The organism is Rothia sp. HMSC069D01, from assembly GCF_001810135.1.
Classification (GTDB): domain Bacteria; phylum Actinomycetota; class Actinomycetes; order Actinomycetales; family Micrococcaceae; genus Rothia.
Window position 1 is genome coordinate 66854 of the sequence record NZ_KV800093.1, and the last position, 22972, is coordinate 89825.

A 22972-nucleotide genomic window follows, 5' to 3' on the forward strand; every position below is an offset into this window, starting at 1 on the left:
GGCGGCTTTCCGATAGTGGAAAGCCGCCGCCTCGCTATTATCGCTATGAGAGCAAGCGTTGCCTGTTTTAGGACAGCATCGTGAGGGTGCCGAGCAGACCCAGCAGGCTCAGACCCGAGATGATGTACGCCAGAATGTTGAAGGTTGTCATCTTCGAGGTGTACTTGGTGGTGTGACCGGCGTTCACCTTCGCCGAGTAGATGGCAAGCCAGATCGAGACACCCACCGGGATTAGGCCCACGAGCAGCAGAGCAATCACCATGATGTTGGGGCTCAGGCTCAGATTGGAGCTATAAGCAGAGGAGCTGTAACCGCCGGAGCTGGTCCTTGCCTCAGCGTGGAGTGCCGCGACCTGAACCCACGCGTAGAGGGTCAGCGCCAGGGCACCCAGGGAGGCACCGAACGCGCCGATGGAGTAGAAGTAGCCGGGGCCGCGGAAGTCGCCGGTGGTCTCGCCGTAGGGGCGGCGGTGCTCAGCCGGTACCCGGTAGATGTCCGGGATGCGCTGGTAGCTGTCGTCGCGGTCGCGCACGTTAGCGGGTGCCATGCCCAGGGCGGGGCCGGCGGGTGCAGCGCCGAGGGGAGCACCGGGTGCTACGCCTGCAGGTACCGGCTGCGGGGAGTTTGCGTTGTTCTGCTCCGGGAAGGAGGGGGCGGGAATCTGGTTTTCCATGGTGTGTCCTTGAGTGGTCGTCATAGCGGCTGTGTAGCTGCCGCGTCGTAGCGGCGGCGTCCCTATGACCGGCTATTCTGTGGCTCGTTTGGTGGCTCTGTGGTTGCTCTCGAATGTTGCCGGTGAGATTGAATGAACAATCAACACCGAACAACGATATCTACCCTTCGATACTACGCCATAGGGTGCGTTTTCGTCTTCTCTGATGGCGTTCTCATTACAATGCGGTCACCTGAGCACCCTCGTGCACGCCGGTGCACCTCAGCACAGGACCGACAATACAGGACCGACCAATTGGGCATAAAAATACCCGGCAGGTGACGCCGTGGGGCGTCCTGCCGGGTGGTAGAAACCTACCGCGGTTCTTCCTCTTAGAAACTTCTAAGCGATGTTTTACACACTAGGTCCTTTAGGGGGTCCCTTAGGGAACTTTGAATCACTCTCAAGCGTCCTTCTGGCTGCAAAAGTGACCAAAAGACCTCCTAAAATTGCACTTAGAATTGATACTGGATTAAAGAACTCCCCGTCTCTGGCAAATGAGATAATCACCCAGAACACCGGAACAATAGTGAGAAAAAATCCTAGTGTAAATATATTCTTCGTACGCATTGGACCTCTCCCAGGTTAAAGAGTGAGAGTGCAGGACACTGCTGCAACAGCTAGCGCAGCGGCAATTGCTGCCGGACCTCCAAGGGCTTTTCCAAAACCACCAACAAATGCTGACCCTAAAGCTCTTGCAATCGTGGAAGCAGCTAGCCCCCAATTCCAAGCAGAAATTGCGGTTGTGATTGCATTCCCACGTCACATAGTGATGTATCTTACATCACTACTCAGCAGTCTATCAGAGAGTCTCGCCAGATGTAACACGTAAATTTACATTACATGAAAAATATGCTTCTTCTGTCATGCACGCTCTCAGTGTCGGGTCCGCTGCCGCATTTAATCGCGCGGTCGAGGCCCATGATGGTGGCCACCACGCCGTCGATCTTCTCGGTGGATTTTTCTTTGTCGGGTTTGATGGTCCCGGCAGGGTCGGTGCGGATGAAGATGTTGTCCGTCTAAACCTTTCGACGCCAGCCCATACTTTTTGACGTTAGCCCAAACTTTTTGACGCCCAACCCACGAGCACGCCGGTACACCCCAGAACAGACCGACAATTGGGCATAAAAATACCCGGCAGGTGACGCCGTGGGGCGTCCTGCCGGGTGGTAGAAACCTACCGCGGTTCTTCCTCTGGATTGGAACCGATTATCACCGCCGCACACCCGTGAAGGTGAGCGGGCGGTTGGGAGATCGTGGAGATGCGGGGAATCGAACCCCGGTCCGATGTGGCGTCAACGGGGCTTCTCCGTGCGCAGTTTATGCGAACGCTACTTTTCGGCTCCGGTACTTGCATAAACACATATACCGACGAACCTAGTTACGTAAAAGTCCCACTAACCCCCGCAACAAGGGCTAGCAGCAGTGGCCTTTTAAGTCGATGCCGGTAACTGAGCCAAAGGCATGCTCAGGCCGACAGACGGCAACTCGCGCTTAGGCAGCGAGTGCGAAGTCAGTGCGCTTAGATTCTGCACTTAATTTTTTGCAGAGGGCGTTAACGAGATAACCCTGCATCCTCGGCACGCTTCACCCATCTCAACTCACATCGTCGAAACCGATCATCCCCCTATGCTTTTATCAAAAAGCCCACCGTCTTCTGAAAGTTTTCCTCAACATACCTTGATGCCGCGGTGCCATTCAAACACGGTAGAGATTCAGTATATCGGAGGTGTTTAACGGTGTGCAAGTCCCCCACCCCGCATACACGACGCTCTCACTGACAGAGAACACAGCCGGCGGATACTTACAGAGAACACCTGCAGAGAACCCGGCGAGCGCTCCTCCACCGCACACACCCGGCTCAACGACGGGCACAGCAAACGGGGTGTGAGGCACCCCAGATATTCTGGGAGCCTCACCCCGTTCGTGTACCGTGCTAGGCGGTCAAACCTTAGTGGCGCGCAGAAACAGTCATGCGGTTGTTCGGGTTGTCACCAATCTGGCAGACCACGTTACCGTGACCGTCCTCGGTACCAACCTCAAGGCATTTCTCAGTGGTCTGATAGAAAGAAATGAATACGAAAAGCATACAAATCGAAATCAGGACAGACACCGCACCGGTGATAATACCGGTCAGTGCGAATGCCTTACCCGCGCCAACTTCCTTGACCTTCTTCAGGGACAGGGCGCCCAGAATAATCGCAGCGATACCCAGCAGGGCACCGAACACGAAGAAACCGGTCAGCACAGCCGCAATACCGAGAATCATCGCCGCCAGCGCCATGCCGGGAGCCTTCTTCGTCACGGGAGCCGCATACGGGTAACCCGCGGGCTGACCGTAACCGTAAGCGTCCTGCTGAGGCTGCTGCTGGTATGAGTTCTGCTGGTAGTTGTAGTCAGCGGGCTGCGCCTGGTAGGAGGCGTCCTGGCCGTAACCGTACTGGTTCTGCTGAGCGGGCTGCGCCTGGTAGGAGGCGTCCTGACCGTAGCCGTACTGCTGCTGGCCGTAGGTGTTCTGAGCCGAAGCACCCTGGGCAGAGGTACCCTGAGCAGCGTTCTGGCCGTAAGCATTCTGCGAAGAAGGCTGCGCACCGAACTGACCGTACTGGTTCTGCTGGGTCGAGTTCTGCGGAGTAGCGTTCTGCTGCTGAGCCTGACCGTAGGTGTTCTGAGCGGATGCGCTCTGACCGTAATCCTGGCCGTAGGTGTTCTGTGCCGAAGGAGCCTGGCCGTAATCCTGACCGTACGAGCTCTGGGCGGAAGAATTAGGCTGCTGAGCAGCGTAGGGGTTCTGCGCGTTCCCCTGGTTGTTTCCGTAGTTATTCTCAGACATCCGTCGTTCTTTCCTTCACAGTTGCAGCGAACAATTTATACTCGCCCAACGCACCATTGCGCGCTGAGTTCGGTTCCATTATATAAATAAGCCGTCATTGGGGTCATCTATGAAGTCCAAGATTCCAGAATCATCCCCCAGAATCCACCAATCGGGCAGATTCAGCGCAGAAAAAGAGCAAGGGACCGAATAGTTCAACACTATTCGGTCCCTCAACGGTTCAAAGACTCAACGTGATTTAACGGCGGGCAGCGTCGTAGTCCTCGGGAGTCAGAGTCATGGTCTGACCGGCCATGGTGCACACGTAGTTACCGTTCGAATCCTGCACCGCGTTCTCAACGCACTGGCTCGCAAGAACAATGCCGAGCACCATCATAGCAGCAGCAGCAATCATGCCCAGCGCGCCGGTGACAATACCACCAATCGCCATGCCCTTACCGGATGCGGTACCGTTCTTCACCTTCACCAGAGCAACAATACCCAGGATCACGCCGACCAGGCCCAGAACAGCACCAAAAAACATCAAGCCAGTGAGCAGACCAATAATACCCAGAATCAGCGAAGCAATCGCCAGAGCCGAGCTCGGAGTCGGCTGGTAGCCGGGGTAGCCACCCTGCATGTTGTATGCCGGTGCCTGCTGCGGTGCGGGGATGAACTCGCCCGGGTTCTGCTGGTAGTTCGGGTTCTCAGACATGTGTCTCCTCAAAAACGTATGGTGCTCGCGGTACACCGCGAATTTTCAACCATTATACGCGAGGAACCGCGCCCTGCCCCTACCAGCAGTCACCGAATCAGCCGTGCATCCCGCTGTTGCCTCAGCCCTAGCCGAGGTTGCGGTAACGCATCGCGCGGCGCGCCTCCAGGTCATCCTGACGCTCACGCAAAGCCTGACGCTTATCGTACTCACGCTTACCGGTCGCCAAAGCAATCTCAACCTTCGCACGACCATTCGAGAAGTACAGCTTCAACGGAACCACCGTGTAACCGGTCTCCTTCAGCTTCTGCGCCAACTTATTAATCTCAGAACGATGCAGCAGTAGCTTACGGCGACGACGAGCCGCATGGTTCGTCCACGTACCGTAACCATACTCCGCAATATGAATACCCTCGAGCCACAACTCGTTATCGGTCACCTGGCAGAAACCATCCACAATGGACGCCCCACCATCACGCAGAGACTTCACCTCAGTACCCAGCAGAACAATACCCGCCTCATAGGTATCCACAATGTTGTAGTTGTGGCGAGCCTTCTTATTCTGGGCAATAATCGCGTTATTCGGGTCCTTCTTCGCGTCTTTCTTCTTTTTCTGAGCCATCACTCAATCCTTATACGTCTTAGCTCTCTTCAGCCGCGCGCCCCGAAGCACGCCAGCGAATACCAGCATCAATAAAGGCGTTCAAACCGCCATCCAAAACATTAGAGGTATTACCCTCCTCATAGCCGGTACGCAGATCCTTCACCATCTGGTACGGATGCAGAACATAGGAGCGCATCTGATCGCCCCAGCTTGCCTTAATATCACCGGCAAGCTCCTTCTTCTTCGCGTCCTCCTGCTCCTTACGCAACAGCAACAGGCGAGACTGCAGCACACGCAAAGCCGCCGCACGGTTCTGCAACTGCGACTTCTCATTCTGCATCGACACCACAATACCGGTCGGCAAGTGAGTCATACGCACCGCCGAATCCGTCGTATTCACCGACTGACCACCCGGGCCCGAGGAGCGGAACACATCCACCTTAATCTCAGACTCGGGAATCTCAATAGCATCCGTCTGCTCAATCAGAGGAATCACCTCAACCGCCGCAAACGAGGTCTGGCGGCGGCCCTGATTATCGAACGGCGAAATACGCACCAGACGGTGAGTACCCGCCTCCACCGACAGACGACCAAAAGCGTACGGTGCGTTGACCTCAAAGGTCACAGATTTCAGGCCCGCCTCCTCAGCGTAGGAGGTGTCCAGAACCTTCGTCGGGTAGCCGTTCTTCTCCGCCCAACGCAGGTACATGCGCAGCAGCATCTCCGCGAAATCAGCAGCATCCACGCCGCCGGCGCCCGAACGGATTGTCACCACAGCCTCACGCTGATCGTACTCACCCGACAGCAGCACCAGCACCTCAAGCTCTTCCAGCTTGGCGCGGATCTCACCGCACTCACGTTCAGCATCAGCGAGCAGCTCGGCGGCAGTCTCCTCATCCTCCGCTTCGGCAAGCTCCACCATCACCTCAACATCATCAATGCGAGAAGACAGCGAACGCAAACGGTTCAGCTCTGACTGCTTATACGACAGTGCGCTCGTGACCTTCTGCGCGTTCTCCACGTCATCCCACAAATCGGGTGCGGCAGCCTGCGCAGACAGGTCCTCAATGGCGCGCTCAATCCCCTCAATATCGCTCACAGCAGCAATAGAGTCGAAGATCGCGCGAAGCTCTTTAATCTCAGCAGAAAAGTCGAAGGATGCCATAGCTTTTAACACTATCGCGAAACTGCCAGAAAGTCCCGCCGTTACAGCCCGCAACAGCCCACAGCGCAGAAGGACAGGGTGGTTAGAGGGCAGAAGCCGCGGAACGAAAATGTAAAAGAATGCAAAACGAGGGCGCATCCGCTAGCCGTTACACTACCTTGCGGATGCACCCTCGCAGTCTATGGGGCTCACAACACGCCAATAAGCGGGTGAGCCGATAAGCCCGTCGCCGATATGCCCGTGCGCCGTTGATGGACGCACTAATCGGTGGATGGGCCCTGGCTCATCTTCAAACGCGACGAACCATGAGCGGTCACCTCAATACCATCAGGCACCAGAATCGACAGCAGCGGCGGACGAATACGAGCCGACAGGTACACGTGCACGCTCTGATCAGAATCCACGGACACATTCTCCAGACGCAACGCCTGAAAATCCTGCCCCGGCTGAACCTCAGCCAAGTACGCACTCGCATACTCCCACGCCGCCGAACCACTCGCCTCATCCGGAGTGCGCATCGTGCGGGTAATCGAGTTCGCCTGAGCGTCCGCCACATCCTGCAGATGCTGAGTCTGCAGATACGCGCCCGTAATCGCCACAGTCACCGAACCGATGAGCAACAGCAACGCCAGCATGCCCACAATCAGCGGGGCAATGCTGCCCTCTTCCGGGTTTGAGGCGAGGCGGCCTGATGCGAGCGGGTCAGAGTCGAGGCGGCCTGAGGCGAGCGCCCGCCTCTGCGCACGGGCACGAGCCTGCATGTGGGCACGAGCCCGACGGTGTGCGTTAGCGTATCGCTCCCACACAGAGGAAAGCAGGCGAGCCGACGAACCATTAGGAATCAGCATGACCAGACCCCCAACTCGTCGCATGAGAACTCACCGGAATCACGCCGCCACCCATAAACGAAGGCAGCAGCGGCAGACGCGCCTGAACCGTCACCGTGGCGTACGCCTTCGTACCCGAGACGCACTCCCCCGACGAACAGCTCAACGACACGCTCACATCGGACGGGTCAACCCCGTAATCCGCTGCGGCGTGCACCGCCAGACGCTTAGCCAAATCCGGGCCCACCGACGAATCCTGCGGCTGCTCCTGCACATACAGCACCACCTGGGCGCTCGCCGCATGAGCCGCCATCACCGAAGACTGCAAGCTAAAAATCGTCAGAATGCCGTAGAGCACCGGGATGAGCAGAGTAATACCCAAACCCAGGAACTCCACAATGGCGCTACCCTCTTCAGGATTGTGCTGGTTAGAAAGAGGCCGGTCAGAGCGGCTCATCAGGCGTTCCTTCACCCGCTGCCGAAGCGAAAAGCCACTAATCACCGGAACGATGCTCCGCATAAATCGCATGCCCCTTCACCTCAATAGAATCCGGAAAACCCCACGGGCCCAGCACCGGCAACGGAGACTTCACCGTCACCTCCAAAGTGCGCACGCCCGTAGAATCACTACTCTGACGGTACGAAATATTCTCAGCATACGAAGACGGAAGAACCCCCTCAATCATCTGACGGGTACGCTCCATGCCCTCCTGCGGAGTGCGGTCACGCATCGTACCGTAACGTGCCCCAGCCGCCGCAGCATCCACCAACATGGTTCGTGCATACAGGGCGAAAGAAACCTGCAGAATCGCCATGGTCAGCAACACCAACAGCGCACCGACCATGACGAATTCCGTGCTGGCGTCGCCGCGCTCGCTCTCCTCCACAGAATATTCCGCGGAGGATAGCTCAGCGGCAGTCAGCGCAGAAGCGATGCGGGGCTTACGCATTACTGGTGAACCAGAGCAATCGCGTCGTTGAACATCTTGGTCAGAGCGGGCTGAGCAATCGCCAAGATAGCGGCAACCAGCACGGCGCTCATCATGGTAATCATGACCCAGCCGGGCACGTCGCCGCGCTCGGGGTCATCCTGCTTGTTCTTCAGGCGCAGAGCCAGCACGGATGCGATAGCCAGGGCAATCAGCACGGTGAGGGTGGTGCGGAAACGACGGAACATGATTTTCTCCTTCTATCAAAGGGTGTAGTGTGTGGTTGGTGCGGCGCGCCGGGCAATCAGCCCAGCCCACCGCGGTGCAGCCGGTACGGTGTGTACCCGCCGCAAAATCTAAAAGTTCAAACGCATGAGCGACAGGCCCGGGAAGACCGCAAAAATTACGGTCAGCGGCAGGATGAAAAACACCACCGGGGCGAGCATCGCGATCTCCTTCTTACCGGCTGTTTCCATCAGCTCACGCTTAGCGTTATCGCGCACATCCTGAGCCTGCGCACGCAACACATCAGCCAGAGGGGTACCGCGCTCAATCGCAACAGCAATACCCTCAACGAAGCGGCTCAACGCCGGAACGCGAGTACGCTCCGCGAACTCCTGCAACGCACTCAGCAGCGAAACGCCGGTGCGGGTCTGCGCCAAAATCTCAGAAAACTCACGAGCCAACTCGCCGCGAGAGGTCAAACAGATACGCTCCAAAGCCGCCAGCGCCGACTCGCCCGCCGTTACCGACAGAGCCATCATCTCCGCCAGCGCCGGGAACTCAGCAACCAGTTGCTTCTCACGCTTAGTCACCGCCTCACCCAGCCACCAGTCACGCGCCAGAAAGCCGCTCAAACCACTCACCAGCACCAGCACAAGAGCCACCAGGATAGAGAAACGCTCCTGCACCACACCGATAACGGTCAGGGCACTCATGACGGTCACACCGGCAAGAGCCCACAGCAGCTGCTCAGCACGAAACGCGCTCACACTCTGCGAAGAGCCAGCACGACGCAGACGCTCCTGCACCGAACTATCACTCAACGACGAGCCGCTCAGCGACGAAGACAGCGAACGAAGCAGCGGCGCGCAGAACGCCGAAATCGCCTCCAGCAGGCTCGGCTCACGACGCTCCTGCTCCTTCAACAACGACTCACGCAGAGTCTCACCGCGCAGCTGCGACGCCACACGATCCGAGAACGAAATGCTGCGAGTATTGAGCACCGAGGAAAGAATCAGACCCACACCGGCCGCCAGCAGCAGACTAAAAATCAGAGGCAGGTTCACCCGAAAACCCTCCGTTCACGCGGCAACTCACCAATACGCAGCATCAGACGGTACGCCGCCAAAGAAATAGCGGCACCGGCAATCATCAGCATCGCACCGGCAAAGGAGTTATAAACCATGCGCGCGGCAGGCTGAGTCGCCATCAGACACAGCACAAACCAGGGCGCCACGCAGGAGAGGCGAGCCGCATTCACTGTCCAGGATTGGCGGGCCAGAAGCTCCGAGCGGGTGCGGGCATTATCGCGCAGAAAATCGCTGAGCGTGCCCAGCAGCTTGCCCAGGTCCGAACCGCCCACCTCGCGGGCAATCTTCAAAGCCTCAATGATGGTGTCCGCCACAGGGTCAGAAAGGTACTCCTTCAAACGGTTCAGCGACGGCACAAACTCACCCGACGCACGGTAATCACGCGAAAAATGGGCAAAGGCATCACGCAACTCTTCCGGGCCGCGGTATGAAAGCTGAATCAGCGCCTCCGGCAGGGACAGGCCCGCACGAATCGCCGAACGCAGGTGGTCCACCGCATCCGGCCACAACTGCCAAATACGGGCATCCGCCGCGCGAGCACGATGATTCACGACCACACGAGGCGCCACAAAACCACCAATCAGGCCCAGCAGACCCAACGGTAGCAGCTGAGTGACCATCAGCAACAACACCGAGGCAGTCACGCCGCTGGCAACGCTCACCCACATGAACGTGCGAGGAGTCAGCGAATGCATACCCGCCTTACGCAACGCCACAACCAGCGCCGGGTCATTACTCGGCTTCGGCGGCTTGCCGTTATCAGGAAAGCAGGAAAGGTAAATCAGACAGACGCCCAACCCCAAAATCAGGCTCAGAAACAGGGGCATTACTGACCCGCCTTCGCCGCAGCCAGCACCTGCTCGGGGCGGTGACCGGCACGAATCCAACGGTCCGGGTTCGGCAGCTCCAACGCCACGCACACCATCTGACCGTCACGGCGCACAAACAGCGGGGACATCTCAATCACGCCGTCCTCAACGCGGCCGCCCAGCATGCTGATCTCTTCGACCTGGCGCTGACCGCGCGAATCGCGGCCGCAATGCACCACAATGTCAAAGCAGGACGCCACGGTCGGCACCACGAACGCCGAGGAGATATTCTCGCCTGCCAGCAGCGGCAGGGTACAAATCTTGGTCACCGCGTCACGTGCCGAGTTCGCGTGAATCGTGCACATGCCAGGCAGACCCGCGTTGAGCGCAATGAGCATGTCCAGGGATTCCGCCTCGCGCACCTCACCAATGAGGATGCGGTCCGGGCGCATACGCAGAGCCTCCTTGACCAGGCGGCGCAACTCAATCGCGCCGGTGCCCTCAAGGTTCGGCTGGCGGCACTGCAGACCCACCACATCGCGGAGCGGAACCGCGAGCTCAAAAATTTCTTCGCACGTAATCACGCGCTCACGCGGAGGAATGGATGCCGACAGGCAGTTCAGCATCGTGGTCTTACCCGCCTGGGTTGCGCCCGAAACGAGGATGTTCATGCCGCTCTCCACTGCCGCATGCAGCAGGGACGCCGCGCCAGCACTCAGCGAGTTCATGCGCACCAGATCGGGCAGGCGGCGGGCACGCACCACGAACTTACGGATGTTGATGCTCGTGTGCCTGCGGGTAATATCCGGAATCACCGCGTGCAAGCGGGATCCATCCGGCAGGGATGCATCAACAAACGGGGAGGAAAGATCCACACGGCGACCCGAAGGCTTGAGCATGCGCTCCAGCAAGCTATTGATAGCCTCGGCGCTCAGGTGCAGACCGGTCAATTCGCTTTCGCCGTTACGGGCGATAAAGACTTCGTCGGGAGAGTTAATCCAGATCTCTTCAACGCTCTCATCATCAAGGAACGGCTGAATCACGCCGAAGCCGCAGATTTCATCATGCAGGCGCTGAATCACGGATTCACGGTCGCCCAAATCGGGCAGGGAGATGCGGGTGCGTCGCTGTTCGTAATCGTTCAGGTGCTCGTCAATGAGCCCGCGAACGGCATGCTGGTCCTCGTGCGGGTCCAGGCTGCGGTGGCGCATTGCCTCACGGATATTCTCCTCGAGCAGAGTTAGATGCTCCGCCCGGGTATCCAGTACGGTGTTCTCCATTGAAATGATCCGATGCTGTGTGGTGTGGTTGTGTGGAATACGGTGAAGCATTGATATATCAATGCCATCATCACCCTACCCTCAGCGCATCAAATTTATCAAAATGTAATAAAACGCCCCTTAATATTTACGAGTATAGTATTTGAGTATTTTTGATGCATGGAATTGCACATATTGTTACCCAACGTGCACCAACATTCAAAACGCCTAGTCAGCTGTGACTTGCAGAACAGCTGCACGCGCACCCCTCGAACCCCTTACCGCCCACCGCAGCCATGTTGCACTTGGTGCACACGTAACATTTCGTCTTAAAACACTCGCAGCCGCCATCTTGCAGCATCGCACCCCATCCCGAAGCAACAACTTTCGGGCACAGTAAAGGGGCGTGCACTCCCCCATCGGGAATACACGCCCCATCACAAGCAATCACCTAGCGGCTAGTCGCCACCACGAATCACCTTCACAGCTTCCTTAATCGGACCGTCAAAACGCAGGTTACCGTGCTCCAGCACCACGCCGCGGTCACAAATCTTAGAAACCAAATCCAGGTCATGGCTCACCACGGCAAGAGTCTTACCGGCAGAGCACAGCTCCTGAATCTTCGCAATACACTTCTTCTGGAACGGCTCATCGCCCACCGCAAGAATCTCATCCACCAGGAAGATATCCGGGTTCGTATGAACCGCAACCGAGAACGCCAGACGCAGGTACATACCCGAAGAGTAGAACTTCACCTCGGTATCGATAAAGTCGTGAATCTCAGCGAAATCCACAATCGAATCGAAGGAAGCCTCAATCTCCTCCTTGGACATACCCAAGATCGCGCCGTTGAGGTACACGTTATCGCGGCCAGTCAGATCCGGGTGGAAACCAGCGCCCACCTCAATCAGACCCGCAATATTGCCGCGAGTGAGAACCTCACCCTCATCGGCGCGCATCACGCCAGAAATCATCTTCAGCAGCGTGGACTTACCCGAGCCGTTCAGACCCAGAAGAGCCACACGCTCACCCTGACGAATGTCCAGGCTCACGCCGTTGAGCGCATTGAACTTCTCCGAAAGATCACCCTTGCGGCCCTTAATCAGCCACACAAAAGCTTCCTTCATCGAACGGGTGTGGCGCAGAACGAAGCGCTTCACCAAATTCTCCACGTGAATCACCACGGGAGCGTCCGGGCTCACCGGCGGGAACTCAAGCTTCTTAATATCCACAGAATCAGAGCTCCTGGGCGAAGTTGCCCTCAAACTTACGGAAGAGCAAATCACCAATCAAAACGGTCAGCAGAGAAATACCAAGGGCAATCGGAGTCCAGAAGCTGAAAAGATGCGGAACCACCTGCGAAGCAGGAAGCGCCAAATCCTCAGGACGGAGCGTCGGATGCCAGAAGCCATAGTGGAACAGCTCCACCGCAACGGTCAGCGGATTAAGCATGAACACGTTGAACACCCACGGATAGAGAGTGTCACGCACCATGGTCCAGGAGTACAGCACCGGCGAGAACCAGGTAGCCACCATCAGCAGCATGTCCACAATGTTCTCCGAATCGCGGAAGAACACGTTCGCCACACCGAAAATCAAACCCAGACCATAGGACAGCATCATCACAATCAGCATGCCCGCCAGAATCGACCCAAACGCCAGGAAGGTCGGGGACCAACCCACCAAGAAGCAGGCCAGCAGCATCACAGCAATCTGAGGCACAAAATGCACCAGAGCCACCCACACCGTCGACAGCGAGAACAGCTCACGCGGCAGGTAAATCTTACGAATCAGCGCGCTGTTAACCACCATGGCGCGAGCACCATTACCAAAACCCTCCGAGAAGAAGTTAATGGCAATCATGCCCGAGAACAGGTACACCGCATAGTTGTGCATACCGCGTTCCAAGCCAAGGAACATACCCATGGCAATGTAGAACACCAGGAACTGCACACCCGGCTTAATGTACGACCACAAAATGCCCAGCACCGAGCCGCGGTAGCGGACCTGGATTTCCTTATCGACCAGCAGTCGAAGCAGGTAGCGGTTCTTCACCGCATCCAGGATGCCGCGCCCACGGCCGGGCGCCTTCAGGGGAACAGACTTCAGATCGTTCATCGGGTCAGCTCAGAATCCGTATGCTCAGCGAAGGTCTTAGCCCACGCATCGTAGGAGGCAACCTCAGCAGCCTTCGAACGGTACTGCTCACGCAGCTTATCCCAACCGGTCACCAGCTGAACGTGCAGCTTAGCGGCCTGAGCCAGCTTCGACTTGAGCTGCTCGGGATCGCGGCGGTACCAGAACAGACCGGTACCCTCAGCGTTAGTCGCCAGAGCCGAATCGAACTTCGACAGGGTCCACCAGTTGGTCTCACCGTAGTTCAGCTGAATCTGCGGGTGAGCCTTCGCCTCTTCACTCACCGGCTTGAGCAGCTGACGAGCAACAGTCTTCGCGGTCCAGGAAGCAAGCTTCTTGTAACCGGGGGACGCAAAGGCGCGGCGGCCACGGAACGGAGGCTTCTTCGTCTGGATAGCCGGGAAATCATCCACGTTCGGCTTCACCTGAGACTCCGGGTACTCCTTAGCCATCGCACGAATCACCGGCAGACGCTGCGAGAGCGAGGGGTGCAGGTGCTCGGGGCCGGAGAGCAGATCCTCCAGCGCCATCAGGCGGCCAGCCTCGGTGTAGTACTGCATGGACAGGGTGTGCTTGACGTCCAAGAACAGGGACTCCAGCAGCACGCGGCCACCCTTATCGAAGGGCGAGTGCAGCAGCGCCGTAATGAGGCGGTTGCGCTCGTGGTAGTACGCCTGCCAGCCGACGGAGTCATCCTTATCGGTCCAGGACACGTGCCACACGCCCGCACCGGGGAAGGACACGGTAGCGAAGCCCGCGGCCTTAGCGCGCAGACCGTACTCAGCGTCATCCCACTTCAGGAACAGAGGCAGGGACAGACCGATTTCCTTGATGACGGTGGTCGGGATGAGGCACATCCACCAGCCGTTGTAGTCCACGTCCACGCGGCGGTGCAGCCACGGGGTGTTACGCAGGTTGTGGTGACCCAGGTTGTGGCCCATCGCCATGTCATCGTGCGGCTTAGCGTAGAAGTTACGCCACGGGTCAACAACCTCACCGAACGCGTGCAGAACCGAACGGTCGAACATGTCGAACATGTGCGCACCCACGATGGTGGGTTCCTTGCAGTAGTTCGCGAAGGTCACCATACGCAGAATCGACTCGGGCTCAACGATAACGTCGTCATCGAGCAGCAGCACGTAATCGGAACCGTTGTTGACAGCCTCGAACATGCCGCGCGAGAAGCCACCGGAACCACCCAGGTTGCCCTGGTTGATAATGCGGAACTTACCGGAGAGGGGCTTGACGACCTCTTCGAAGTCCTCGTGGTCCTGCACCTTCTGGGTACCCTGGTCCACAATCAGGAACTCGTGCACAGCATCGAAAATCTCGGGGCTCTCACCCAGAGCACGAATGTTATTGATGCAGTACTCCACCTTGTTCATGGTGGTAATCTGCACGGTCGCCTGACCAGCCTTCACGTCTGCGCGGGGCTCAATGTCGCCCAGCCAGTTCGCCTCAACCAGCTCAAGGTCGGTGGTGCCTGCCAGGTCGAACCAGTACCAGCCGCCGTCACCGAACGGTGCCAGGGGCAGCGTGAAGGTGTTGGTTTCCTCGCCGGAGAGCAGCTTCGCATCCACGCGCTGAATCACGCCACGGCCGTTGGACTTGTACACAATGACCATGCCCTCGCCGCGAGTCTGAACGCTCAGCACGACCTTCTGCAGGTCAGTCCAGCGGCGCCAGTACGAGGCGGGGAACGCGTTGAAGTACGTACCGAAAGACAGGCTCTGGCCCGCGTTCACGGTGATGGAGCGGCGGCTGTTCAGGCTGTTAGCGGCATCACGGTTCGCGCTGGCGCTCGACACAGACTGACCGGAGGTGTTCATCGCCTCCGCAATGGAGGTGGAAGCGTCGCCGTCAATACGGGTGGGCAGCTGAACGCCGGTTGCGACACTCGCGTCCACGTACAGGGGCACGACGTCAGTCTCAACCGCGCTCGGGAAAATAACCCGCTGCAGGTTCTTCAAAGTCTTATCAGCCATGGTTATGCGTCAACACCACCGGACTCGATCTTCGCACCGTTAGCGAAGTGCGGGCGGATCTTGTTGTCGAACATGGACAGTGCAGCGCCGATAGCCATGTGCATATCCAGGTACTTGTAGGTACCCAGGCGGCCACCGAACAGCACGTTGTTCTCGCCCTTAGCCAGGTCGCGGTACGCCAGCAGCTTCTCACGGTCCACGGAGGTGTTGACCGGGTAGTACGGCTCGTCGCCCTTGTTCGCGAAGCGAGAGTACTCGCGCATGATGACGGTTGCGTCCTTGGTGTAGTCACGCTCGGGGTGGAAGTGACGGAACTCGTGGATGCGGGTGAAGGGAACATCAGCATCGGGGTAGTTCATCACGGAGCAGCCCTGGAAGTCCTCAATCGGCAGGACTTCTTCTTCCAGGTCGATGGTACGCCAGGACAGGTCGCCCTCAGCGTAGTCGAAGTAGCGGTCAACCGGGCCGGTGTAGACCACGGGAATCTGACCCAGGACGTTCTCGCGAGAGTACTGGTGACCGGGCTCGAAGAAGTCAGTGTTCAGGTGCACCTCAATGTTCGGGTGCGCCGCCATACGCTCCAGCCATGCTGCGTAGCCGTCAACGGGTAGACCCTCGTACTTGTCGTTGAAGTAGCGGTTGTCATAGTTGTAGCGAACCGGCAGACGGGAAATGATGGATGCGGGCAGCTCTTCCGGCGGGGTCTGCCACTGCTTAGCGGTGTAGTGCTTGATGAACGCCTCGTACAGGGGGCGACCAATCAGGGAGATACCCTTGTCATTCAGGTTCTGCGGGTCGGTACCAGCCAGCTCGCCAGCCTGCTCAGCGATGAGCGCCTTTGCCTCTGCGGGAGAGTAAGCTGCGTTGAAGAACTGGTTGATGGTACCCAGGTTAATCGGCATGGGGTAGACGATGCCGTTGTGGCGGGTGTACACGCGGTGTACGTAGTTGGTGAACTCGGTAAAACGGTTCACGTACTCCCAGACACGCTCGTTGGAGGTGTGGAACAGGTGCGCACCGTAGCGGTGCACCTCAATACCGGTCTGCTTCTCCTTCTCGCTGTATGCGTTACCACCGATGTGGGAACGGCGGTCCAGCAGGGCAACCTTCAGGCCCAGCTCAGTGGCAGCCTGTTCTGCGATGGTCAGACCAAAGAGGCCCGAACCGACTACTACGAGGTCAGCGGTCAATGTTTTCTCCTGTATTATCACGGCGCACCGCCGCTTCTGCGAGGGCGGTATTCACCTACCAGATTGGACACATCCGAGGGTTCTCAGTCGCGCCGCAATCCGCACGGGTGGGTACAAAAAGCCCCTCCCGTGATGGATATAGTCATAATCTAAGATACCTGTTTATCAAGCACTACGCATACTTATGACGTGCTTTTAGGGGCTTTTGGACTATTGTTCGCACACTCTTTCTCTGTGTGAATATTCTTCGCGAACCCCGAGGTCAAGCGGGTCTGAGACAGTTCTTTCTTCTGTGTATTTTTACGGCCCGCTCACGGTGAAGGAATTTTATTTACGGGTAAATATTCACCCCGCTCTATTTACTGCGATAATTAGCCGTCGCATAGAGCCGCAGATACAAGGGACAGGTCGAAGCGGGCATTTTAAGTGCTCTCACGCGCTACAAGAAAGCACCCCTGCCGGCATATTTGGGGATGCGCGCCGGTGCACGCGAGAGGTGATTGGGGCGGTTTATCCACAGCTTTTTGAAAAATGGGGCGAAAAATTCAAAAAATACGAACGTCTTAGTTTATATACAGGTAATTCATTGAGCTTTAATGCTTTTTAATGTTTTCTGAGGGTATGACTCTCTTCTTTCTCGACCACCACAACACCACCAACGCGCTCCCCTACCCCCGCGTACTCCGACTCGACGGCGAGGCGGCACCCAACGGAATACAGCTGCACCCCGGTAGCACAGGTAGCACAAACCAGCAGGCTCTAGAGCAGGCACTCAACCACGCTCTGCAACGCTCTACACCCGGCGCGCACGCTCAGGCGCGGGATACAACGTTCCAGCTACGCCCCGCGCACGATAAGGACCCCCTCAACACCTCGGATGCGCTAAATATCCACATTCCGAACGAATCTCAGCCCCTAAATTCTCAGCCCCAAGATTCTCAATCGCTGAACGCGCCCGCCGTCAGCCTCCTGCACATTCTGCGCGGACCCGAAGCGGGCGCAACCTTCCCCATCAGCCGCGGCCGCACCAGCCTCGGCAGGGCGGCACTACCTGCCCGTGGAGGAGAACAGCCGCACCACATTCACCTGCAGGACCCCTTCCTCAAGCCGGTGCACGGCAGCTTCTACGCCGATAGCTCCGGCATCCGCTGGATCGAGAAACGCCCCGCCGCAAGCGAGGGCAGCGAGAAGGCACATGGCAGTATGAAGGCGCAGGGCGCCGAGCCGCGCATCCTGCGCTGGGACGAGCCTTTCCGCCTCGGCTCCTCACTCTGCATGCTCACCTCACCCAGCGCCGACCGCGAACACACCACTAAGAAGGCGAGCGCCACCGCTCCCCCCGGTTCTTCTCTCGGTTCTTCTTCTGGCTCTTCCAGTGGCGAGCCCGCGCAGACGCTCGCTCCCCTGGGCGATGCTGGCAACCCCTTTGAGCCAGTGGTGGTGAACCCTCCCACGCCGCGTAAGCTCAAGCAGATTCTGTTGAGCGTGTGCCTGCCCATTGTGGTGGGTCTGATTATTGCGCTGGTGACCGGCATGTGGTTCCTTCTGCTGATGTCTGCGGCGTCTTCGCTGCTGATGCTTCTGCATTTCTTTGGCGGTCGGGCGGAGAACCGTGCCGCATCGCAGCAGACTCATCAGGCGGCACTGCAGGAGAAGGAACGTGCTCTCGCCCTGCCGACCGCGGGCGACCTGGCGATTTCGGGTCCCTCTGCCCTGCATGACTACCCGGCTATTGTGCTCGGGTGCGGTCCCCGCCAGCCCTACCTGCGCGGCCGCAACCTCCCGCTGGGCGCTCTGGAGAAGCAGGATGCACCCCACTATCTACCGCTGCCCACCCCGGTTCTCGGTCACTACCTTAAGTTGGAGGAGGCGCATCTGCGCGCCTACCTGGTGCAGCTGGTGGCGGGCTATCCGGGTTCGGTGCACGTTCTGCTGGCCGAAGCTCACAATAGTGCGCAGAAACGTATGAACGCCCTGCTACAAACTCTGGCTGTGGTGCCGGGCGTGAGTGTGCATTGTCTGCCGGGTACGCAGCAGGAGAAGTATCTGCAGGCTCTGCAGAGCAGCTTGCAGTCGGAGCTTTCTTCCTCGGTTCCGCCGCTGATTCTCATGCCGCAGCATGCGAGCGCGGTTTACGCTCCCCTGCTGACCGCACTAACCTCCGGTGCTATCGCTGAGGGTTCGCAATCCCGCGCGCTCTCCTCCCCGCGTGAGCAGAAGATGAACGCCCCTGCGCTCTGCGTGCTGGGCAGTGCTGAGGGTGATAATTCCGCACATGCACCCGGTGCGCTTTTTGGTGCCGCCTGGGTTGAGTGCGCGAGTGAGGGTAGCCACCGTCAAAGCATCCGTTACCGCGCGCAGGGCTATGCGATGCCTCCGGTGCAGCCCACCGAGGGTGTCTACCAGGTGCATCCTCTGGCGTGTGAGGGTCTGTGCCAGCACGCCGATGGGCTCAGCCTCGAGGCGTTCTGTGCCGCTCTTGAGAACCTGTACCGCGCCGGGTGCGAGCAGGAGCAGGGCGCGCTCAGTGAGGGGCAGGTGCACCAGTCGGCGCATCTGTTCTCATCTCTTCAGCAGCAGAGCGCACAGCAGAAGAACCGTGCCGATGACGTGGCGGTGGAGTCCGTTCTGCAGCGCTGGTCCGCTCAGCGTTACGCCTCCGATATTCGCTGCTACCTGGGTGTTTCTTCGGGCGGTTCGCTGAATATTGGTTTATCTGAGCACGGTCCGCACTGGTTGCTCGGTGGCACGACCGGTGCTGGCAAATCGCAGCTGCTGCGTTCGCTGGTACTCAGCGCTGCGCTACGTTACCCGCCCGAGCGTCTGGGCCTGATTCTGGTGGATTTCAAGGGCTCTGCTGGTTTGGGTCCTCTGGCTCAGCTGCCGCATGCACTCAGCGTGTTGAGTAATTTTGATGTGTCGGCGGTGGAGCGTGCGCTCGAATTTTTGCGCGCCGATATTCACCGCCGTGAGGTGGATCTGCAGGCGCTCGGTGTGAACTCCTACCGCGACTACTTGGCGTCCTGCCAGGCTGCGGGCACGATTCCGCGCTACCCCGAGCTGCTGATTGTGGTGGATGAGTTCCGCATGCTCATCGATTCCATGCCGGATGCTATGGCTGAGCTGATGCGCATTGCCACGATTGGTCGCTCGCTGGGTCTGCATCTGGTGTTGGCGACTCAGCGTCCGCAGGGTGCTATTTCGCAGGATATTCGCGCCAATATTGCCGCGAGCATTTGCCTGCGCGTGGCGAGCGCTCAGGATTCCTATAACCTGCTGGAGCATGAGTCTGCGGCGTATATTTCGGCGGCGCATCCGGGTGCCGGGTATGTGCGCCTGCCGGATGGTCGTTCCCTGCCGTTCCGCGCCCCGCTGGTGGATGCGGTCCCCTCGAGCAGCGATGCCCGTCCGGTGCAGGTGTTGGGTCTTGAGGAGGGCGGCTGGCGTGAGCTGTCTGCCGCTTCTGCCGTTCAGAAGGGCGGCGGTAATGAGGATGAGCTGCTGATTCGTTCGGCGCAGCAGATTCGTGCGCTCTATGAACGCGAGTACGCGCCGAGGAGTCTTCAGAAGAATGCAGCGGTTCAGGATGAGTACTGCCCGATTCCACCGGAGCTTCCCGAGAACACCCCGCTGCCCGTGGTGGAGGCGCCGGTTAGCAAACCGGTAGCGTACGGCACTGACCCGGCGGCTACCCCGCAGGAGCCTGCAGACTCTGGCGTTGCCTCCGAAGGGTATCTATTGGGTGAGCTGGAGATTGCCCGCTACGGTGTGCGCCGCCCGATCAGCTGGTCGGGTCAGCAGGCGCTGGCATTGCTGGCGCAGAGCGCCGAACGAGCCCCGATGCTTTACGGGCTTTTAGCTCAGGCATTCGCCGCCCGCACGCCGGTTGTTCTGCTGACCTCTGACGGTGCGCTCTACCGCGACCTGGAACCCTACGCCGGTGCCTTTGAGTCGCTCGTGGGTGCACAGGAGCTTTCGCATCTGCGGTTCTGCTTGGAGGAGCTGCGCACCCCGAACCTGTGGGGTACCGAGGCTTCCACCCGCCCGCTCATTGTCGTGGACGGTCTGGACAGTTGGCTGGAGGCACTGGTTCGCCAACCCGATACGGAGAACCTGCTCTACGATCTGCTCTCGCAGGGGTGCCGTCGCGGCTATTCGGTGGTGTTCACCTCCGCGTTGAACCCGCGCGGTCGTTTCGCCGCTGCGGCGCATTCCACTCTGTTGAGCCGCCGCTTCCTGGACGCTGACCTGATGCGTTCAACGAGCAAGGACTACCCGACCCCGGCACAGAGCCACTACTGCGTGGAGGGTGCCATTAACGAGGAGTTGATTGGGGATCAGCCGCTGAGCGCGTCGATTCTTTCGCCCTGCGTTGCGGGTTTCCAGGAGCTGGTTCAGGTTCTGCAGGGTAACGCCACGAGCGCTTCTAACGGGTCAGGCACTCACCCCGGCACTCTTCTGCGGCAGTTCCCCGAGTACTATCGCATGCCCTCGACCGAGTACGTGACCGCCGCCCACGCCGCGTGCAATCCGCAGGGCGCTAAGCTCTTGGTCGCGTTTGATCGCCGGCAGATGCCGGTGTGGTTGAGCGCCCCGGCTGGCGCGGTAGTTCCGGTGCAGGGTTCCCGGTCGGCGGGTAAAAGCACCCTGCTGGAGAGTATTGCTCAGCTCAACCCGCAGCTCGAAACCCTCATCCTTGAGGGTTCTGGCGGCACCTCGGGTGATGGCGGAGCGTCGGGTGAGCCGCCGAGCGTGGAGCGTACCCGTGCGCTCCTGGACTCGGTGAAGAACCCCGCGCAGACGCTCGTGCTCATTGACGACCTGCAGTACCTGCAACCCGCCGTTCAGCAGCTACTTCTGGAGCGTCGCGGTGAGTTCCGTGCCATGCTGGTCGCCTACACGCCGTGGCCGAGGCGCGCCTCCTCACCGCTGCTGGCTGCGCTCATGGGATGCTCGCGTGCGCTTCTGCTCGCACCCGCATCCTTGGCGGATGCTGACATGTGCACGGTGACCGCGCTGCCGCTGGATCGATTCACGCAGGGCGAGCAGCCCGCCGGTCGTCTTGTGGTGGTGGATGGTGCTTCCGTGTGTGCGGCGCAGGTTCCCCTGGCACTGACCACGGCTGCACAGGCTGTAACAGCTACGCAGAAGGTGCCGGTAGCGGTCTAAAGCTGAGCACTCTAGCGCCGAGCTATCTAGGGTTTAGCGGCGTTAGGGGTTTACGCTCTAGGGGTTTAGCGGCGTCGGCGGCTGTACTTCTCCGCTTCTTCGCCCGACTCCTCAGTGACCGCCTCAATATAGCGGCGGCTACTGGGCATGAGCACGAAGATGAAGGCAGCCGCCGCGCCAATAACACCCGCAATCGTGATGAGCTGGCCGATATTCAGGCCGTAAGCACTCACGTTCATAATGAGGGTGCTTGCGGTGACCCACAGGGTGCAGAGAGTAATCAGGATCATGGGCAGGCGCGAACCGAAGCGGCCGCGGTAGAAACGCAGGCCAAAGTAGGTCATGCCCGCGGCAATGAGCACCTGGAGCACACCGCCCACAATCGCCTGGGCGGTAGACATACCGCTGACAATAAAGGGGTAGAGGATGCCGCGAATCAGAATGTATGCCGCGAAGGTTTCGGTCAGGGCGAATGCGTAGATGACGTTGAACGGGCGTGACGTCACGGTGGGCTCCTCATGGGTAGTGGCGGGGCAGACCGGGGTGTATTCGGTCCGGCATGCTGGTATGTTTCCGATGCGCTAGTGCGTTAGCGGGTGGGCGCTCCCCTGTCTCGGGTTCACCGCCTCGTCATCGGTGCGGTATTTCAGGGGTAGGTACCGCTTTATATTATGCCTGAGGCGCCGCTCACCCGGCCGCCCGCATCTCATCTATGAGACGCGGCGCAGAATATGCGTGTCAGCATGCGATTCCCCACCCCCTCAATTAGACAAAGGTTTGCCTAAGTGATAGATGCCTCAGCGTAATACTGAAGTTTTTAGAGAAAAGTACTTGTCACATCCGCTCCAACATGCGAAAGTTGATAAGTCAATTTTCACCCTAACGCTGGGTGAGCATCCCGTCAGCGGATGTATTTGACACGCGCACAGGAAAATAGATGTGTCTTGCCACCGCGTGAGACCGTAAATCATGAAGGAGGTCCACCGTGGATTGGCGTAGTCGTGCAGCTTGTTTGGACAAGGATCCGGAGCTGTTCTTCCCCGTAGGAAACACCGGACCTGCCCTGTTGCAAATTGAAGAGGCTAAGACTGTCTGCCGCTCTTGCGAGGTTGTAGACGTCTGCCTGAAGTGGGCCATCGAGACCGGCCAGGACTCCGGCGTATGGGGTGGCACCAGTGAAGACGAGCGTCGTGCGATGAAGCGTCGCGCAGCTCGTGCCCGCCGTGCATCCTAACTTCCGGAGTATTCAATAGGGCATCAAAAGCGTGGTGCAGTGATATAAAGTCACTGCACCACGCTTTTGTCATATACAGAACCTATCTAGACAGCAAACTGCCACCACCCCGT

The 22972-nt window shown here is 58.8% G+C and carries 19 protein-coding genes and 1 other RNA gene; 2 read left to right on the top strand and 18 right to left on the bottom strand.

All coding sequences use genetic code 11. The features are described from left to right. Positions 1-67 precede the first annotated feature (67 nt). The 17 genes from HMPREF2710_RS02970 to glf form a co-directional block, all read right to left on the bottom strand. Entirely contained in the window at positions 68-673 is a 606-nt protein-coding gene (locus HMPREF2710_RS02970) for a hypothetical protein (RefSeq protein ID WP_049358974.1), read from the bottom strand. Between the two features lie 1293 nt (positions 674-1966). Further along, positions 1967-2339, bottom strand: a transfer-messenger RNA (tmRNA) gene (gene ssrA / locus HMPREF2710_RS02975). 324 nt (positions 2340-2663) lie between these two features. Next, on the bottom strand, positions 2664-3545 hold the full coding sequence (locus tag HMPREF2710_RS02980) for a DUF4190 domain-containing protein (RefSeq protein ID WP_070599441.1): 882 nt from the start codon (positions 3543-3545) through the stop codon (positions 2664-2666). Positions 3546-3783: 238 nt separating this feature from the next. After that, the gene (locus tag HMPREF2710_RS02985; protein ID WP_049345767.1) at positions 3784-4239 is read right to left on the bottom strand and encodes a DUF4190 domain-containing protein; all 456 of its coding nucleotides are present in this window, start codon (positions 4237-4239) and stop codon (positions 3784-3786) included. Between the two features lie 127 nt (positions 4240-4366). After that, on the bottom strand, positions 4367-4861 hold the full coding sequence (smpB, locus tag HMPREF2710_RS02990) for an SsrA-binding protein SmpB (RefSeq protein WP_005508591.1): 495 nt from the start codon (positions 4859-4861) through the stop codon (positions 4367-4369). 19 nt (positions 4862-4880) lie between these two features. After that, positions 4881-6008, bottom strand: a complete 1128-nt coding sequence (gene prfB / locus HMPREF2710_RS02995) for a peptide chain release factor 2 (RefSeq protein ID WP_049362115.1) — start codon at positions 6006-6008, stop codon at positions 4881-4883. Positions 6009-6268: 260 nt separating this feature from the next. Continuing rightward, a complete protein-coding gene (locus HMPREF2710_RS09230; protein ID WP_083303477.1) occupies positions 6269-6880 on the bottom strand; it encodes a pilus assembly protein TadG-related protein in 612 nt (203 codons plus the stop codon). Next, entirely contained in the window at positions 6843-7292 is a 450-nt protein-coding gene (locus HMPREF2710_RS03005; RefSeq protein WP_239663307.1) for a pilus assembly protein TadE, read from the bottom strand. The genes HMPREF2710_RS09230 and HMPREF2710_RS03005 overlap by 38 nt, the downstream gene beginning before the upstream one ends. A 37-nt stretch (positions 7293-7329) precedes the next feature. Beyond that, positions 7330-7785: a TadE family protein gene (locus tag HMPREF2710_RS03010; RefSeq protein ID WP_070599443.1), complete on the bottom strand. Its 456-nt coding sequence runs from the start codon at positions 7783-7785 to the stop codon at positions 7330-7332. Further along, positions 7785-8012, bottom strand: a complete 228-nt coding sequence (locus tag HMPREF2710_RS03015) for a hypothetical protein (RefSeq protein WP_005505403.1) — start codon at positions 8010-8012, stop codon at positions 7785-7787. Before HMPREF2710_RS03015 ends, HMPREF2710_RS03010 begins: the two co-directional genes overlap by 1 nt. Before the next feature lie 108 nt (positions 8013-8120). Further along, positions 8121-9053, bottom strand: coding sequence for a type II secretion system F family protein (locus HMPREF2710_RS03020; protein ID WP_070599444.1), 933 nt, complete (start codon positions 9051-9053; stop codon positions 8121-8123). Continuing rightward, positions 9050-9904 (bottom strand): type II secretion system F family protein, encoded by an 855-nt coding sequence (locus HMPREF2710_RS03025; RefSeq protein WP_044150297.1) that lies wholly within the window; start codon positions 9902-9904, stop codon positions 9050-9052. Before HMPREF2710_RS03025 ends, HMPREF2710_RS03020 begins: the two co-directional genes overlap by 4 nt. Beyond that, complete coding sequence (locus tag HMPREF2710_RS03030) at positions 9904-11166, bottom strand: TadA family conjugal transfer-associated ATPase (protein WP_070599446.1); 1263 nt, start codon at positions 11164-11166, stop codon at positions 9904-9906. Before HMPREF2710_RS03030 ends, HMPREF2710_RS03025 begins: the two co-directional genes overlap by 1 nt. A 437-nt stretch (positions 11167-11603) precedes the next feature. Further along, positions 11604-12377: an ABC transporter ATP-binding protein gene (locus tag HMPREF2710_RS03035; RefSeq protein WP_044150294.1), complete on the bottom strand. Its 774-nt coding sequence runs from the start codon at positions 12375-12377 to the stop codon at positions 11604-11606. A 4-nt stretch (positions 12378-12381) separates the two neighbouring features. Next, positions 12382-13263, bottom strand: coding sequence for an ABC transporter permease (locus tag HMPREF2710_RS03040; protein ID WP_012903227.1), 882 nt, complete (start codon positions 13261-13263; stop codon positions 12382-12384). Beyond that, positions 13260-15266, bottom strand: coding sequence for a glycosyltransferase (locus tag HMPREF2710_RS03045; protein WP_070599448.1), 2007 nt, complete (start codon positions 15264-15266; stop codon positions 13260-13262). Before HMPREF2710_RS03045 ends, HMPREF2710_RS03040 begins: the two co-directional genes overlap by 4 nt. Before the next feature lie 2 nt (positions 15267-15268). Beyond that, positions 15269-16456: a UDP-galactopyranose mutase gene (gene glf, locus HMPREF2710_RS03050; RefSeq protein ID WP_005508581.1), complete on the bottom strand. Its 1188-nt coding sequence runs from the start codon at positions 16454-16456 to the stop codon at positions 15269-15271. A 621-nt stretch (positions 16457-17077) separates the two neighbouring features. Here glf and HMPREF2710_RS03055 point away from each other — a divergent pair. Next, positions 17078-21625 carry an FtsK/SpoIIIE domain-containing protein gene (locus tag HMPREF2710_RS03055; RefSeq protein ID WP_246824518.1) on the top strand — a complete coding sequence of 1516 codons (4548 nt, stop codon included), beginning with the start codon at positions 17078-17080 and terminating at the stop codon, positions 21623-21625. A gap of 65 nt (positions 21626-21690) precedes the next feature. Here the strand turns inward: HMPREF2710_RS03055 and HMPREF2710_RS03060 are convergent, their stop codons facing one another. Next, the gene (locus tag HMPREF2710_RS03060) at positions 21691-22131 is read right to left on the bottom strand and encodes an alpha-N-acetylglucosamine transferase (protein WP_070543758.1); all 441 of its coding nucleotides are present in this window, start codon (positions 22129-22131) and stop codon (positions 21691-21693) included. Between the two features lie 479 nt (positions 22132-22610). Between HMPREF2710_RS03060 and HMPREF2710_RS03065 the strand changes: the two genes are divergently transcribed. Next, a complete protein-coding gene (locus HMPREF2710_RS03065; protein WP_005505386.1) occupies positions 22611-22859 on the top strand; it encodes a WhiB family transcriptional regulator in 249 nt (82 codons plus the stop codon). The last annotated feature ends 113 nt before the right edge of the window (positions 22860-22972 follow it).